Annotated in this window: 18 protein-coding genes and 1 tRNA gene; 5 read left to right on the top strand and 14 right to left on the bottom strand. The window is 69.6% G+C overall.

Features of this window, described 5'->3' with window-relative positions; all coding sequences use genetic code 11:
• The first annotated feature begins 4 nt into the window (after positions 1-4).
• Positions 5-739 carry a triose-phosphate isomerase gene (tpiA, locus tag WAS25_RS10650; RefSeq protein ID WP_422311864.1) on the top strand — a complete coding sequence of 245 codons (735 nt, stop codon included), beginning with the start codon at positions 5-7 and terminating at the stop codon, positions 737-739.
• Here tpiA and WAS25_RS10645 read toward each other — a convergent pair whose 3' ends face one another.
• Together WAS25_RS10645 and WAS25_RS10640 are read right to left on the bottom strand one after the other, a co-directional pair.
• Entirely contained in the window at positions 740-1480 is a 741-nt protein-coding gene (locus WAS25_RS10645) for a zf-TFIIB domain-containing protein (protein ID WP_422311862.1), read from the bottom strand. It abuts the gene before it with no gap.
• A complete protein-coding gene (locus WAS25_RS10640) occupies positions 1480-2292 on the bottom strand; it encodes a hypothetical protein (RefSeq protein ID WP_422311860.1) in 813 nt (270 codons plus the stop codon). The genes WAS25_RS10645 and WAS25_RS10640 overlap by 1 nt, the downstream gene beginning before the upstream one ends.
• Positions 2293-2377: 85 nt before the next feature.
• On the opposite strand from WAS25_RS10640, the gene aroF reads away from it, so the two are divergent.
• The 4 genes from aroF to WAS25_RS10620 all read left to right on the top strand — a co-directional run bounded on the left by aroF (position 2378) and on the right by WAS25_RS10620 (position 5098).
• Positions 2378-3409, top strand: a complete 1032-nt coding sequence (gene aroF, locus WAS25_RS10635) for a 3-deoxy-7-phosphoheptulonate synthase (RefSeq protein WP_422311858.1) — start codon at positions 2378-2380, stop codon at positions 3407-3409.
• A 51-nt stretch (positions 3410-3460) separates the two neighbouring features.
• Positions 3461-3805, top strand: a complete 345-nt coding sequence (gene secG, locus WAS25_RS10630) for a preprotein translocase subunit SecG (protein ID WP_422311856.1) — start codon at positions 3461-3463, stop codon at positions 3803-3805.
• Positions 3806-3866: 61 nt separating this feature from the next.
• Positions 3867-3952: transfer RNA gene (locus WAS25_RS10625), tRNA-Leu, on the top strand.
• Between the two features lie 54 nt (positions 3953-4006).
• On the top strand, positions 4007-5098 hold the full coding sequence (locus WAS25_RS10620; protein WP_422311854.1) for an A/G-specific adenine glycosylase: 1092 nt from the start codon (positions 4007-4009) through the stop codon (positions 5096-5098).
• On the opposite strand, the gene WAS25_RS10615 is transcribed toward WAS25_RS10620, so the two are convergent.
• The 12 genes from WAS25_RS10615 to WAS25_RS10560 form a co-directional block, all read right to left on the bottom strand.
• Entirely contained in the window at positions 5070-6050 is a 981-nt protein-coding gene (locus WAS25_RS10615; protein ID WP_422311852.1) for a hypothetical protein, read from the bottom strand. The two genes, WAS25_RS10620 and WAS25_RS10615, sit on opposite strands and share 29 nt — an antisense overlap.
• Before the next feature lies 1 nt (position 6051).
• Positions 6052-6768 (bottom strand): tetratricopeptide repeat protein, encoded by a 717-nt coding sequence (locus WAS25_RS10610; RefSeq protein ID WP_422311850.1) that lies wholly within the window; start codon positions 6766-6768, stop codon positions 6052-6054.
• 76 nt (positions 6769-6844) lie between these two features.
• Entirely contained in the window at positions 6845-7567 is a 723-nt protein-coding gene (pal, locus tag WAS25_RS10605; protein ID WP_422311848.1) for a peptidoglycan-associated lipoprotein Pal, read from the bottom strand.
• A 64-nt stretch (positions 7568-7631) separates the two neighbouring features.
• The gene (locus tag WAS25_RS10600; RefSeq protein WP_422311846.1) at positions 7632-8912 is read right to left on the bottom strand and encodes a hypothetical protein; all 1281 of its coding nucleotides are present in this window, start codon (positions 8910-8912) and stop codon (positions 7632-7634) included.
• Positions 8913-8936: 24 nt separating this feature from the next.
• Positions 8937-9308 (bottom strand): NUDIX domain-containing protein, encoded by a 372-nt coding sequence (locus WAS25_RS10595; RefSeq protein WP_422311844.1) that lies wholly within the window; start codon positions 9306-9308, stop codon positions 8937-8939.
• Entirely contained in the window at positions 9305-10159 is an 855-nt protein-coding gene (locus tag WAS25_RS10590; RefSeq protein WP_422311842.1) for a ribonuclease HII, read from the bottom strand. The genes WAS25_RS10595 and WAS25_RS10590 overlap by 4 nt, the downstream gene beginning before the upstream one ends.
• Entirely contained in the window at positions 10138-10809 is a 672-nt protein-coding gene (locus WAS25_RS10585) for a glycosyltransferase family 2 protein (protein ID WP_422311840.1), read from the bottom strand. The genes WAS25_RS10590 and WAS25_RS10585 overlap by 22 nt, the downstream gene beginning before the upstream one ends.
• The gene (locus WAS25_RS10580; protein WP_422311838.1) at positions 10806-12605 is read right to left on the bottom strand and encodes a M61 family metallopeptidase; all 1800 of its coding nucleotides are present in this window, start codon (positions 12603-12605) and stop codon (positions 10806-10808) included. The genes WAS25_RS10585 and WAS25_RS10580 overlap by 4 nt, the downstream gene beginning before the upstream one ends.
• An 8-nt stretch (positions 12606-12613) precedes the next feature.
• Positions 12614-13315: a TetR/AcrR family transcriptional regulator gene (locus WAS25_RS10575; RefSeq protein WP_422311836.1), complete on the bottom strand. Its 702-nt coding sequence runs from the start codon at positions 13313-13315 to the stop codon at positions 12614-12616.
• Between the two features lie 59 nt (positions 13316-13374).
• Positions 13375-13968 (bottom strand): tRNA isopentenyl-2-thiomethyl-A-37 hydroxylase MiaE, encoded by a 594-nt coding sequence (gene miaE, locus WAS25_RS10570; protein ID WP_422311834.1) that lies wholly within the window; start codon positions 13966-13968, stop codon positions 13375-13377.
• Positions 13965-14813 (bottom strand): EamA family transporter, encoded by an 849-nt coding sequence (locus tag WAS25_RS10565; RefSeq protein WP_422311832.1) that lies wholly within the window; start codon positions 14811-14813, stop codon positions 13965-13967. Before WAS25_RS10565 ends, miaE begins: the two co-directional genes overlap by 4 nt.
• 21 nt (positions 14814-14834) lie before the next feature.
• On the bottom strand, positions 14835-15275 hold a 441-nt coding region (locus WAS25_RS10560), incomplete at its 5' end, for a DUF2520 domain-containing protein (protein WP_422311830.1).

Raw genomic sequence — 15275 nt, 5'->3', positions numbered from 1 at the left:
TCCCATGCGCTGCGTCGTCGCCAACTGGAAGATGAACCTGACCAAGGACGAGGCCCAGGCCTTCTGTGAGGACCTGCTCGGACGCATCGCGCCAGACACAAAGGCGGAAGTGGGCATTGCCCCGCCCTTCACTCTGCTGCATCAGGTGAGCGACCTGGTCCGGCCCCTGGGCCTCCAGGTCTTCGGGCAGAACGGGCACGCCGAGGCCAAGGGAGCCTTCACGGGCGAAATCTCCATGCCCCAGCTCCGCGATGCGGGCTGCTCGGGTGTGCTGCTCGGCCACAGCGAGCGCCGCCAGTTCTTCGGCGAAACCGACGCCGCCCTGGCGAAGAAGATCAAGGCCGCCTGGCAGTGGGACCTGCTGCCGCTGCTCTGCATCGGTGAGTCCCTGGCGCAGAGGGACGCAGGCCAGACCCTCGAGGTGCTGGGCCAGCAGTTGGCCATCCTGACCGAAACCGGCCCCGGCCCCCTCTGGGTGGCCTACGAGCCGGTCTGGGCCATCGGCACCGGCCGCCGGGCTGAGGCCGCTCAGGTGCTGGAGGCCCACGCCTTCATCCGGGCCGAGCTGAACCGCCACCTCGCCGGCACCGAGTATCGCGTGCCCATCCTCTACGGTGGCAGCGTCACCCCCGAGAGCTTCCCCGAGCTGCTGGACATCCCCGAGGTGGCCGGCGGTCTGGTGGGCGGCGCCAGTCTGGATCCCCGCAAGTTCGCCGAGCTGGTGCGCCAGGCGGGCTGATCAGTTCGGGTCCAGGAACAGCCCAGCCACATCGATGGCCAGTCCCACCAAGCCGGCGGCGGTCAGCCAATGGCCCGAGGCGTTCATCTGCTGGGTGAACTCGTAAGACGAGGTCGGATGCTGTGGCGTCGGCACGGAAGCCCGCCTGGCGTCCTTCAACGCCTCCAGTTCCAGCTCCCTGGCCCGGTCCAGCCCGCCCCCGGCGATGAAGGCCAGCACCCGGCGCAATTCGTCCCGGTCAAACCAGATGCCGTGGGCCTTGCAGACATCCAATACCACGCCGGAGCGCTTGGCGTAGTTCACGCGGTTCATGCGCTGGCGGCAGGCGGGACAGGGTCGGTACTGGACCGGCTCCAGCTTGACGAGCGGTGGATGGTCCGGCGCCGGCAGGGCCCCAAGGACCGCCCCCTGACGCTCGCGGCTGGTGCCCAGCTGCTCGAACACGGCGCGGTCCAGCCAGAGCCCGCCGCAGGCCAGACATTCACTCACTTCCACCTCGCCCACCTGGGCGGAGGCCAGGGGCTTCGCACAGGCGGGACAGGGCGCACCCGTGGCCGGAGAGGCGACCCTGGGCGCCATGGCGACGCCGCACCCAGGGCAGTGGCTGGCCGAGAGTGGCACCAGGGCGAAGCAGCCGGGACACGCCGCGGTCGCCAGCTGCGCCTTGCAGTAGGGACACTGCGTCGCGTCCGGCGACACCGAGGCGCCGCAGCCCGAGCAGCGCAGGACGCGGGCCTCCATCAGTTCGGCTTCGGCTCGGCCGGTGCCTCCGGCTGCGGGGACGGCGGTGGTTCCGACTTCGGGGGTGGCGGCGGTTCGGCCACCTTCGGCGCGGGCGCTTCGTCTGCCCGCTTCTGGGTAGGATCCTCATAGAAGCGCTGCTCGGTGAAGCGGGTCCACTGGAAGTAGGCCGACAGTCGCTGCACCACCACCCGGGCGAAGCCCTTGGCCTCCTCCTCGCGGATCCGCCCATCGTCATCCCGGTGGCCGCGAGGCAGCGGATCCATAGCCTCGACCACATCGCCGGGCTCGATGGATTCCACCCAGAGCGGCTCGGGGTTGCCGGCCTGCACGAGGGTCACCTGGGCCCGCACCACCGTGGGCAGGTAGCCCAGGCGGTCCTGGACGCGCTCGCGGTGCATGGCGGTATGGCTACCCGCCCACAGGCCCCAGAAGAGGCCATCGACGATGCCCCAGCCCCGGTTGCCCGTGGCCGCGCTGAGGGCTCCCACGGTGACGCCGGCCGCGACGCCGACGGCTGCCGGGCTGGGCTGGCCAGGGGCCGGAGAGAGGTCGCGGATGACCACCTGCAGCTGCGCCGCGCCCACGGGGGGCTTCACGCCCTCCGGCACCACCACCACGCGGGTGGCCAGCCTGGCCCTCAGGGCCGAGGCGTATTCCTTCTGAAAGGCCTCATGGTCGGCCAGCCCCGAGGGCAGGCTCACGGTCACGCTGACGGGCGCTGGCTGCCGCCGGAACGCCTCGACCTCAGGCCGGGTGCAGCCGAGGACCAGCAGGATGGATGGGATGAACAGCCAGGGAGCGCGCCGCATGGGAGACCTCCGCGCCCAGTGTGCTGCCCGGAAGCGGGGTCTGTCCAGGCTCCCGGTAGAATGGGCGTTCGCCGAGGCACACCGCATGCTCATTCTTATGGAATCCAACGCCACGCCAGACCAGGTGAGGGAGGTCCTGTCGTTGTTGGAGGCCGCGGGCATCCGCTGCCAGGTGAACGAGACGCCAGAGTCCATCAGCATCGTGGCGCCCCATGCCTCCAAGGCTCTGAAGCCCGACCGCATCGAGCCCATGGCCGGCGTGCGCCGGGTGGTCCCCATCACCAGCCCCTACAAGCTGGCCAGCGCGGACGCCGCCGCGGGCCGCACGGTGGTGGAGGTGCGGGGCGTGCAGATCGGCGGACCGGAGCTCGCCCTGGTGGGTGGTCCCTGCGGCGTGGAGAGCCGGGAGCAGCTCTTCACCGTGGCCCGCTACGTGGCCGAGGCCGGCGTGAAGCTGCTGCGGGCCGGAGCCTACAAGCCCCGCACCAGTCCCTATGCCTTCCAGGGTCTGGGGCCGGAGGGTCTTCGCCTGCTTGAGGAGGCCCGGGCGGAGTTCGACCTGGGCATCGTCACCGAGGCCACGGAAGTGGAGACCTTCGACGCCGTGGAGCAGAGCGCCGACATGGTGCAGATCGGCGCCCGGAACATGCAGAACTTCGCCCTGCTGCGGCGCGCGGGCCGCTGCGGCAAGCCCGTGCTCCTGAAGCGCGGTCCTTCCGCCACACTCGAGGAGTGGCTCTACGCCGCCGAGTATGTGCTGGGCGAGGGCAACCGCAACGTGGTGCTCTGCGAGCGCGGCATCCGCACCTGGTCGGACCACGCCCGCAACACGCTGGATGTCAGCGTGGTCCCTGCGGCTAAGGCCCTCACGCACCTACCGGTGATGGTGGATCCGAGCCATGCCACGGGCCGCAGGGACCTGGTGATCCCCTGCGGCCTCGCAGGCGTGGCGGCGGGGGCCGACGGCCTGCTGGTGGAGACCCACTGCCACCCGGAGAAGGCCCTCAGCGATGGCCCCCAGGCCCTATTGCCGTCCGATTTCATCCGCCTGGTGGAGCAGGCCCAGGCCATCCACCGCGTGCTGCAGGCACCCAGCCTCACCGGGCTATGGATGTAGGCTCTGGCTGCGGCCGCTGGTTCGTGGCAGACTAGGAGGTTCGGAGTTTCCATGAACGGCCTCGCGCTCACGCTTCTCATCCTTTTCGGCGTCCTCCTCATCGGGACGGTCCTCCTGCAGCCCGGCACCAAGGGCGGCCTCGGGGCCTCCTTCGGTGGCGGCGGTGCCAACTCCGCCTTCGGCGCCCAGGGCGCCACGCCCTTCCTCTCCAAGGCCACCTACTGGCTGGCCGCGGGCTTCCTAGGCACCACCCTGTTCATCGAGGTCCTCATCATCCGGCAGAACCGGTCAGTGCTGGAGAAGACCACGGACAAGACGGTGGTCATCCCCACGACCCCGGCTCCCGCGCTGCCCAGCCCGGCACCGGTTCCGGCGCCCGCCCCCGCGAAGAAGTAGTCCCCGCGAAACCGGCGATTGACCGGGTCCGCGCTTTGGGAGACACTTGAATTTCCTCGTTGCCCGCGTGGTGAAATTGGTAGACACGCCATCTTGAGGGGGTGGTGGCCACAAGCCGTAGCAGTTCGAGTCTGCTCGCGGGCACCAGAACAGAGAGCGCCGGAAACGGCGCTTTTTTGTGCCTGCTGGTAGCTTCGATCCATGCCCTGGCCCCTGTCTCCGGAACTCCTCGCCCCCCTCGCCCCCTGGTTCGAACAGGCGCACCGCGACCTGCCCTGGCGGGCGGCGGATCTCCAGCTCCCCCACCCCGATCCCTACGCCGTGCTGGTTTCGGAGCTGATGCTCCAGCAGACGCAGGTGACCACTGTGATCCCGTATTTCAACCGCTGGCTGGAGCGGTTCCCGGATGCAGCGACGCTGGCAGCAGCTGACGAGGACACCGTCCACAAGGCCTGGGAGGGGCTCGGCTACTACCGCCGCGCCCGGTTTCTGCAGGCTGCCGCGGCCTCCGTGGCCGCCGAGGGCTGGCCCGGCGATCTGGCAGGCCTGGCCGGATTGCCTGGCCTTGGCCCCTACACGGCCGCCGCCGTGGGCGCCATCGCCTTCCAGTGGCCCACCCCCGCCCTGGATGGCAATGCCTTCCGGGTGCTGGCCCGGCTGCTCCTGATTGAAGGTGACCCGAAGCATCAGGCAGCGAAGCTGCGGGATTGGCTGAGCCCCGCCCTCAAGGCCCACGGCCCTTCCCGGCTCACCCAGGCCCTCATGGAGCTGGGCGCTACGGTCTGCACGCCTGCGCCCACCTGTGGGGATTGTCCGCTGGGTGGCCGCTGCGCCGCCCGCCTCGCCGGCCGTACCGCGGACATCCCACCCGTGGCGAAGCGGGCCAAACCGAAGGCATCGACCCTCTGGCTCGTTGCCTTCGAGGCACAGGGCCAGTTCCTCCTGCAGGCCCCGGTCGCCAAGGGCCTGCTGGCCGGGCTCTGGCGCTGGCCCACCTTCGATGCGCTTGATCACGAAGCTGCCCCCACCCCAGGATCCATCACCACCTGGCCAGGGTGGACCCAGGTCTACACCCACCGGAGGGAGGCCGTGACGCCCCTCCACATCGGACTGGCGGCCCCCTTCACGCCGGCGGAGGGGCTCCGCTGGGTGCCCCGCTCAGAGTTGCAGGGCCTGCCACTGGGCAGGCGGGACCAGCGCCTCCGCGACCTGCTGGATGCGCCAGGCCAGTCCCTCCTGGAGGCCCCGGACCCCGCCGGCCTGGTCAGAGCCTGTGCAGCCCCTTCGGCGTGATCTGCAGGTCCATGGGCGGCAGGCCCAGCTCCCGCAGGGCCGCCTCGGCGGCGTCGCGGTGTCCGTCCCGAACGACCAGGAGGCAGCACCCGCCACCCCCGGCACCGCAGGGCTTCATCCCCGCATACCAGCCCTCGCGGCGGCCCCGGTCCCGGACGGCGCGCATGGCGTCGGTCTCCACGGCGGGTGACAGGTTCATCCGGGCCCGGCCTTCGCGTTCCAGGAGCTCGGCCACGGCGGCTGGATCTGAGGGGAGGGCCAGGGCCATGTCCTGGGCGATGTCCCGGATCTCGGCCAGGGACTGGCGGGTCTGGCCGTCCCCCTCAATGAAGCGCCGGTAGGCCTCCCAGTTCGTCAGGCCCGAGTGGTGGGGCTTGCCGGTGTAGAACACCACCAGGTTCGACAGCAGCCCGGGATGCGGCTCCAGCCGCTCCCAGCGCGGGGAGGGGCCATCCCAGTGGAGCGCCAGGGCGCCCCCCAGGGCCGCCGGACAGTAGTCCTGCCAGCCGGTGGGAGTTTGAAGCTCTCTGCTTTCCAAGTCCCTCAGAACGGGCACCTTGGAGGCAAGAGCTTCACCGGCCTCCAAGCCGAGGGCCGCGCCGAGCAGGCCCACGCCCAGGCAGGAGGAGACCCCGAGTCCCGAGCCCTGGGGGACGGGGCTGTGGAGGACCAGGTCGGCCGGCGGCGCGCCGGAGGCGTCTAGGACCCGCCACACCCAGGAAAGCGTCTCGGGCGCCTCCGTCGGCCAGACCTCGAAGGTCAGGTCGAGACCGAGGTCTCGACTCGTGATGTGATGCCCCTGCCCGCCCCGGGTGAGGCTGATCTCTACCCACAGGTCCACGGCGGCATTCACGGTCACGCAGCCGCCCATCATGGCGTAGATGGGCCACAGGTCCAGGGTGCCGCCCGCGAAGTCCACCCGGACGGGAACGCGCCAGGTTTCCCGGGTCATCTCAGAGTCCGAGGTCGCTCAGTTCCTGCTGGGCCGTGCGAGCCTCGGCGCTGCCCGGGAAGCCGTCCACCAGCTCCCGGAAGGCCTTCAGGGCGGCGGGCTTCAGCCCCTGTTTGAGCAGACACTGGGCCCGCTTCAGCTTGGCCGGGAGGAACTGGGGCGAGGCGGCGTGCTCCCGGATGATCCGGTCGAAGGCCGCCTGGGCCTTGTCGAAGGCTCGCTGGTTGTAGTGGCAGAGCCCCAGGAAGAACAGAGCATCCGGGCGCTTTACGCTCTGGGGGTAGGTCTTCAGGAACAGCTCAAGCCCTTCGGCTGCCAGAGGATAGTTGCCCCGGTTGTAGTCCAGCACGGCGGCATTGTAGGCCCGCTCGTCCTCGGCGGAGACCGCCGCCGCAGCCTGGGGCTCGACGGCGGGTCGGCTGGGCCCCTTCGGCTGGCTGTTCAGGCGGTTGTTCAGCACGCGCGTGGTGTCCTGCACCTGCCGCAGGCTCTCCTGCAGGTCTGCCTGAAAGCGGCGGTCCTGGTTCCGGGCCTCGGCGGCGGCCTGCTGATCGGCCTGGGCCTTCTTGTTGCCCTCCTCCACCGACTGCCGGAGCTTGAAGACTTCAAGCTTGAGATCCCCCACCTCCTGCTCGACGCGGCGGAGCTGGTCCTCAGATCCGCAGCCGATGGCGAGCAGGGCGGCCAGGACGGGAAGCAACATCATGCGGGCGCTCATGGGGACTCCGGATTCCTTTCCCATCCTAAACGAAAAGCGGAGGCCGGAGCCTCCGCTTCGCGTGATGCGGCACGATCTACTTGAGCTTGAACTCGCCGCGGCGGTTCTGGCTCCAGCAGGCTTCCTTCGCCTCGGTGCAGAGGGGCTTTTCCTTGCCGTAGCTGATGGTGGTGAAGCGGGCCTCATCCACGCCCAGGGTCTTCAGGTAGGCCAGGGCCGCGGCGGCGCGCTTATTGCCGAGCGCGAGGTTGTATTCGTTGGTGCCGCGCTCGTCGCAGTGGCCTTCGATCTCGAGCTTGGCGGCAGGGAAGGCCTTCATGAAGTCGGCGATGCCCTGGAGCACGGCGCGGTCGGCTTCCTTGATCTCGGACTTGTCGTAGTCGAAGTGGATGGTCTTGAGGGCGGCTTCGGCGGCCTTGCGGAAGGCGGCGGCCTTCTCAGCCTCGGCGGCCTTGCGGGCAGCCTCTTCGGCAGCGGCCTTCTGGGCGGCGAGCTTGTCAGCAGCGGCCTTGGCCTCAGCGGCCTTCGCATCGGCGGCGGCCTTCGCGTCCGCGGCGTCCTTGTCGGCCTTGGCCTTGTCCCAGCCGTCGTACCAGCCCTGCATCTTGTGCGGATTGTCCTTGTCAGTCAGGTACGGGTTGGTCCCGCGAGCCTTCCCGTCCTTGAACGCCTGCGCGCCTTCGTTGAAGGCGGCCTGAGTCTCGGCCTTGATCTGCTCGGCGGTCTTGGGCGGCTTGCAAGCCAGGCTGCCAAGGGTGAGCACGATGGCCGCAGGGACGAGGTAGGTTCCGTAGCGCATGGGATTGTTCCTCCAGGATGAGTTGAGTATAGAAGCTCTGTGGATCAGGGGGTTGTCATAAATTTCAGCGGCCGCGGATCCAGCGGGGACTCTGGCAGCCCGAGAACTCGGCCAGGCGCACGATCTGGCGGCCCGAGAGGTCCGTGGTGAAGAGCTGGGAGGAGCCGAAGCGGTTACTGGTGAACACCAGCCGGCGCTCATCAGGAGACCAGGCCGGCGACTCCGAGGTGCTCACACCGGTGGTGATCTGGTAGGCCTTCCCCTCGCCCAGCTTGTAGACGAACAGATCGAACTTGCCCTCGAAACGCGAGACGTAGGCCAGCATGGCCCCGTTGGGGCTCCAGGCCGGGCTGGCGTTGTACTGTCCCTCGCCCGTCAGGCGACGGAGGTTGGAGCCGTCATCCTGCATGAGGTAGACCTGGGGCCCGCCCTCGCGGTCCGAGGTGAAGGCGAGCTGGTTCCCGTTGGGATTCCAGGTGGGCTCGGTGTTGATGCCGTTGCCGTCGGTCAGCCGCCGGGCCCGGCCCGTGGCGAGGTCCAGCGTCATGATGTCGCTGTTGCCGCGGCGGTCGCCCTGCACGAAGGCCAGGCGCTTGCCGTCGGGCGACCACACCGGCGAGGAGAGCATCCCGCCGGCTCCGGTGGTCGGATAGAAGCGCTCATGGGGTCCATCCTTGCGGCGCTGGCCCCAGATCTCGGGGGCCCCGCCCTTGTAGGTGACGTAGGCCAAGCGGCCATCGGCGGCGATGGTGGGCGAGAGGGTCAGGCTGCCATGACGGGTCAGCTGCACCAGGCCCGCGCCATCGCGGTCCACCTGGAAGATCTCCTTCACGCCAGGCGAGGTCTGCCGCACGAACACGATGCGGCTGGAGGCCACACCCTTCTCGCCGGTCAGGCGACCGACCAAATCATCAGCCAGGTAGTGGGCGAGGTAGCGGAGCGGCACGATCCGGTTGGCGTTGTAGGTGCGGGTGAAGACGCCCTTCTCTGCGGCGGTGTCGAGGGCGGAGGCCTCCATCTGGAGGTCGCCGCTGGCGGCCTTCGTCATGCGGACGTTCAGGAGCCACTGGGCGCCAGCCTCCTTCCAGGCCTTCACGGCGGCGGCATCGGCCGGGAGGCGCTCCTGGAGCAGGGCGATGAGGCCCGTCTCGTCGAGGTCCCGCTTGAGGACGGCCGTGAACTCGGTGGCGATGGTGGTGTCATCCAGCCCGCTGGCCTTGGGCTGGGTCATGCCCAGGACCAGCTTCGCGCTGCTGGTGGCGGTCAGCACCACTTCCGTCTGCTGCCCCCACAGGCCAGAGGCCGCAAGGATGCAGAGGAAGGTCCGAATGAAGAATCGCGTCATGGCATCTCCGGGCCTGGGGAAGCTTCAGCCTACCAGATCGGCCGCCGCCAGCCGGGCCACCAGGTCCGCGTTCCTGGGAGGAATTGGCAGGCGGAGCATCTCCGAAGCTCTGAACCACCCCCAGGCCAGGGGCGTGCGGGGCTCGCCGTGAACCTCCACGAGAAAGGGATGGAGGCGGATCGGGCCTTCCAGCACGGGCCAGGGCCGCGCCGCGCAGAGGCTCAGCCCCAACTCCTCCCGCAGCTCACGGGCCAGAGCCACCTCGGGCGTCTCGTCCACCTCGACCTTGCCGCCCGGGAACTCCCAGAGCCCCGGCAGTACGGTATTGGCGGGGTCGCGCCGCTGGAGGAACCAGCGGTCCCCGCGCCGCAGCAGGGCCAGTGCCACGTCGGTCATGCTTGCACCCCGGAGGGCCCGTCCCCACCGGCCAGCAGCGCCAGGCGGTCCGCATAGCGCCGACGGAGGGTCTCGACCCACACCAGCTTCAGCCCGCCGTAGGCGGGCCTCAGCTCGAGCTCGACCCAGGCCCGCAGCTGCTCCACGGACGCGCAACGGGCCAGGCTCTGGTGCAGGGCTTCACGGAGATCTTCATCCACCCGCTGCTGACCGGCCACGGGCGCGTAGCTGATGCGGTGGGAGGAACTCGCCCCCAGCTCCCGAAGCCGCTCCTGGTGGAGGGCGGTGCCGTAGCCCTTATGCCGGTCGAAGCCGTAGCCCGGATGGGTGGCCTCCAGCCGGACCATCAGGGCATCGCGGTGGGCCTTGGCGAGGATGCTGGCGGCGCCGATGGCGCAGCTGAGGGCATCGCCGTCCACCACGAGGCGCTCGGGCAGGCCGGTCCTGGGAGCCTTGTCCCCGTCGATGAACAGCAGCCGGGGCCGCAGTGCGAGCTCCGCGACGGCCTGCCGCATGGCCATCATGGTGGCCTCAAGGATGTTCTCCCGATCGATGGCCATGGGCTCCACCTCCGCGATCCCGTAGGCCGGCAGCAGGGCCTTCAGCTCGGCGGCGAGCACCTCCCGCCGCTCCGGCTTCAGCTTCTTGCTGTCGCGCACGCTCCGCAGCACGTGCCCCCACTTCCGGACCGTCTCGGCATCAAGCACCGCACAGGCCGCCACCACGGGTCCCGCCCAGGCGCCCCGCCCCGCCTCATCCACCCCGCCCCAGGCCACGCCCGGTGGCACGTTGCCGAGATCCCAGTCGAGGGGGTTGAGCCTGGCAGTGCTCAGCACTTCAGGGATTCCCATGCGATGAGCCACGTGTCCATCACGCCTCTGAAATGGCTCCGGTGCGGCCCCGGCCGGTAGATGGCCTGGATGGGGATGTGCGCCCAGCGCAGCTTCCAGTCTGCGGCCTTCATGGCGATCTCCATCTCGATGGCGAACCCGGAGGCGCGGAGCTGGAGCCGGTCCAGCACCTTCTTGCGGATCAGGCGGAACCCACTCTGGCTGTCCTCCCAGGTCACCCCGGCAATGCGCCCCAGGGTCCAGGTGCCCAGCGCGTTGGTACGCCAGCGCTTGGCGGGGATCTTGGCCCGGTCCTGGAACCGTGAGCCGATGAGGAAGTCCACATCCGGGTGGGCGGCCAGGTGGTCCAGGAAGCGCTGGAGGTCGGCCGGATCATGCTGGCCATCCGCATCAAGGAACAGATAGAAGTCGAAGTCATCCGGCCGGAGGTACGCGATGCCAGCCCGCATGGCCTGGCCCTTGCCGCCTCCCCTGCCGGACTCCAGCCGCAGCACCTCTGCGCCGGCCGCCGCGGCCACGGCCCCGGTGGCATCCGTGGAGCCGTCATCTACCACCAGCAAACGGTGGAGGCCGAAGGGCCTCAGGCCTTCCAGCACCGGTGTGATGTGGTCCGCCTCGTCATGGGCGGCGATGATGGCGGCGATCCTCAAGGACGCTTCCCGCGTTGCCGGGGAGGGGCGGGCCAGGGCTGGCCATAGGAGGCCTTGAAGGCCGCCTGCTGGGTGGCCGTGGCGCCAGAATCCGGAACCAGCCGGTGGCTGCGCTCAGGATTCTCGACGACGGCCACGTCCACCTCGAGCAGTCGGCCACGATCCACGGCCAGGACGCGGACCCGCCCGCCGGGCCCGGGGTGTGCCAGGCCTCGCTGGACCTCCGCCGGCGTCTTGGTCCGCCAGCCATCCACGGCGAGGATCTCCATCCCGAAGCTCAGACCCGCCTCAGCCGCAGGGCTGCCGGGGAGCACGTTCTGCACGACTGGTCCCTGGGCCGCCAGCACGAGCCCGGTCCAGGCCTTGGCTCGCTGGAGGGTGACCGGATCCCGCTGCTCCTCCGGGGAGAGACCCTGCCAAGGGACCTGCTCCTCCATCAGCAGGCCGAAAGATCGCCGCAGCTGATCGGCCGCCAGCTCGGCACGGCCAGAGATGTAGGCTTCCCAGAAGAATCCGGGCTCCTGCCCCGACAGGTCGCGGAAGGCTGCCCGCACCTCGGCATCGGTGAGGCCTCCTTCGCCGTGCCGCGCCCACAGCAGGGCGAAGAGCTCAGCGAGCCCGGCCCTCCCCCGGCTGCCGTCGCGCAGGGCGGCATCCATGAGCCAGCCCACTAGCTCCCCCTTGTCGTAGTAACTGATCGTACTGTTGGGGCTGAACTCGTGGGGCTTGTAAAGGCGGATCCAGGTGTCCCAGCTGGATTCCTCCAGGCTCTGCTCCAGGCGGCCAGGGCGCTGCACCTGCTCGCTCCAGCAGCGGGCCAGCTCCTTCGCGGTGTGGCTCCAAGGCACCACCCCGGCCCGCAGGACGATCACGTGCTCCATATAGGACGTGAGGCCCTCGTGGAACCACAGCATCTTGGTGGGGTTCTCCCGGCTGTAGTCGAAGGGGCCAAGCGCGGGATCGTGCAGCCGCTTGACGTTCCAGGCGTGGAAGAACTCGTGGGCCACGAGCTGGTGGAGGGCATGGTAGCCCTCCTGCCGGTCAAAGGCGTGGCTGTCGGAGATGAGGCTGGTGCAGTCCCGGTGCTCGAGACCACCCCGGAGCCCCGGGGCGAAGGTAAAGAGGAACAGGTAGCGCTGGAAGGGGAAGCCGCCGAAGATCGCCCCCGCGGCCTCGACGATCTTGCGGGTGGCCTCCGTGATTCGCGCTTCGTCCCCGTTGTGCGCACCCGTGAAGGCCAGCTGGAAGGTGGTGCCCCCCACCTTGAAAGTGCGCGCCCGGAATACACCCAGCTCGAAGGGCGAGTCCACCAGCGTGTCGAAGTCCTGGGCCTGGTAGGCACCCTGCTTCAGGGTGAGGGCCGAAGCCACCTTCCAGGCCGGGGGGAACCCCTCGAAGCGCACGGTGACGGGCCGGTCCAGCTGGCCCTCCAGGTAGAGGAAGGTCGCCGCGGGGATGATCTGGGCGTGCGTGGTGTCCACATGGTTGGTGCGAACGGTCAAGTCGTTGCCATAGACGCGGTAGCGGACCGTGAGGTCGCTCCGGGAGGCGGGAAGCGCCCAGCGCTGCTTGTCGAGTTTCTCGAGGGGGCGCTCCTGCCGACCATCCACCCAGCGGACCCGATCCACGAACCGCGCATAGTCCCGCACCAGGTAGGAGCCCGGTGTCCAGGCCGGCAGGGCGGCGGCTCCGCCCTTGGCCAGGGCCTCGGCCGGGAAGAGCAGCTCCACTTCGAACAGGTGCTGGGCCAGGTCCAGGGGACGCAGGGTGGCCCGGATGGGAGCGGTCTTGGCCATGGGCGGCTTCAGCCCAGGACGCCGTGCAGCCAGCGCTGCGACACCCACCGGATCTCCTCGTCGGTGATCTGGTACTGGGGATCGCGCAGCTTCTCCTCGATGAGCGACCCCACCAGCGAGGTGAAGAGCAGCACCTCCTTCCGGGCCAGCTCCAGCGAGGCGCCGAAGGCGTGGTGCATGAACAGGCCGAGGGGGCTCAGGCCCTTTTCGACCAGGGGCATCAGGTCGCGGAAGCTGGAATCCGGCGAGGGCACGGCGATGGAGCGCAGGATGAAGCCCGTGAATTCCTGGCTCTCCAGCAGCAGGCCGAGGTAGGCGCGGCAGAGCTCCAGGCAGGCGGCCTCGAGGGCCGGCCTGCCCTGGATCGGGGCGCCCAGGTAGGGCTCCACCATGGCCTGAATGCGCACGGCCATGCTGGCCAGCGACACCAGGCAGAGCTGGCGGAAGAGCCCTTCCTTGCTGCCGAAGTGGTAGTAGAGCGTCGGCTTGGAGACGCCAGCCTCCTCGGCCACCTCCTTGACCTGGACACCGTCGTAGCCCTTGGCCGCGAAGTGGGACAGGGCCGAGAGCAGGAGCCGGGCCTTGAGGTCGCCTTGGCTGCTGAGCCGCTCGAGGGCTGCATGGAAGCTGCCGTGGGTGCCGACACCCAGGGCCTCGGGCCCGAAGACCGGAACCATCTCTTTGAGACCATGGTCTGGAACGGTGGACATAGGCTGCCTCGGAAGACGCCTCAGAATGCCACGAAAGGCCTTACTGGGGGTTAAACCACCTAGTGGACCGCAGACCGCCAGGGCAGGCTCTGGATCACCTCGGACTCCCGGTCCAGCCACCACTCCAGCCGGGCTTCCGCCTGGGCGCCAAAGCGCTCCTCGGCCAGGCTCCGGTACGCCACCGCGTGCCCCGCCTCGCAGCGCTCCAGCTCCAGCAGGAAGGCCAGCCAGCCAGCGGAGCCCAGCTCGGCCAGGGTGGAGCCTGCCTGCTCCAGCAGCCACAGTCGCTCGCAGCTGCGGGCCTCGATGAGGGCGGCGATGAGCAGGCGGTCCAGCAGCCCCTTGGAGGCCAGCTTGTGTAGGGCCTGGGCGTAGGCGTTGCCCAGGTCCGGCCGAAGGACCCAGCCGAAGCCCTGGAGGGCCTCCAGCACCCGCCGGTAGTGGTTGAGCTCCTCCTCCGCGAGCCGCGCGAGCAGAATCGAAGCCCGGGGCGTGTCCGCGAAGGACTGGCTCAAGTTGAGGGCGTTCAGGGCGGCCTTCTTCTCGCAGTGGGCGTGATCGGAGAGCAGGGCGGCCGGATCGGCGGTGGCCGCTTCGGCCCAGGCGGCGGGCGTACTGGCACGGAGGGCCAGGGGCGGCCTGAATCCCGTCATGGGCGTCCTCCGGAGAAGCCATTGAGCGCGAGGGCGAAGCCGATGACCACTCCGCCCAGGGCCAGCCTGGGCCAGTCGATGGCCTCGCGGAACACGAGCCCCGAAGCCAGGATCGCCAGGGGGATCTTCAGGTTGTTAAAGATGGCCAGGGTGCCCAGGTCCGTCCGCCGGGCTCCGGCGTTGAACAGGAAGAACCCAAGCCCCGAGGCCACCACGCCCAGGTAGACCAGTACGGCGCCCTGCCGAAGGCTCAGGGCAGCGACCTGGTGCCACTGGATCCAGGGTGCGGCCACGGCCATGGTCAAGGCGGCAGCGCCAAGGTAGAGGAGCCCCATGAGCTCACGATCAGGCCTCCCCGTTGCTGGAGCCTCGCGGCGATAGAGCACCTGCCCCAGGGCGAAACAGAGGTTCGCCCCCTGCATGAGAAGGAAACCGCAGAGCAGCCCCGTCCGCTCTAGACCAGGCCACACACAGATGCCCGTCCCCAGCACCGCCACCGCCACCGCCAGCCTGACCCTGCCGGTGCTCCGCCGCTCCAGCAGGTCGCCCAGCAGCGTCACGAAGAGGGGCGTGAAGATGGTGAAGAGGGCCACCTCTGAAGCACGTAGCCACCGGAACGACGCGATGTAGAGCAGGTACATGAGCCCGAACTGCAGCGCGCCGATGGCGGCGAAGGCGGCGACCCGCTTGGGGGCCATGCCCTTCAGGTTCAGGAAGGGGAGGAAGACCAGCGCCGCGAGGAGGGTCCGCACTGCCGTCACGAAGGGGGCGCCCAGCCCACTCACCTGGGCCGTGAGGCCGAAGGACAGGGCCCACAGGACCGAGACGATGAGCAGCAGGGACATGGCGCTCCGGGTGATGGACGATCAGTCGAGGGCGCGACCGAGCTTCAGGAAGATCTCGCGCCAGGGCGCCGGCAGGGCCTCCGCATCCCGGGCGATGGTGGCCTCGTCGCCGCGCACGAAGGGACCGGTCCGGCCCGCGGCACCGGCGGTCTCCACGTTGCGCAGGGTGGCCTCCGCCAGGGGCAGGAGACCGCGGCCCGGCAGCGCCACGCCCTGGGCGCGGAGTAGGGCCTCGGCGCCCAGCCACAGGGTGGCCGCATGGCCCGAGGTGAGCACGGCCGCCGCGTGGTAGAGGGGCTTCAGCTCCGCCGGGAGGTCGAAGGCCACGAAGCCCAGGCTGCCGAAGGCGCGGCGGAGCTCATCCGGCAGGACCCCGGTGACCGCGAGGGGTGTGTCCCTCCAGTCGCGGGCCCGGCCGTCGAAGCTCGTCAGGGGGTGGGCGCAGGGCACGCCGTCCAGGTG

This window comes from Geothrix sp., from assembly GCF_049292215.1.
In the GTDB taxonomy this organism is placed as follows: Bacteria; Acidobacteriota; Holophagae; order Holophagales; family Holophagaceae; genus Geothrix.
Note: the sequence above shows the minus strand (reverse complement) of the source record. Positions and strands in the feature narration are given on the sequence as shown.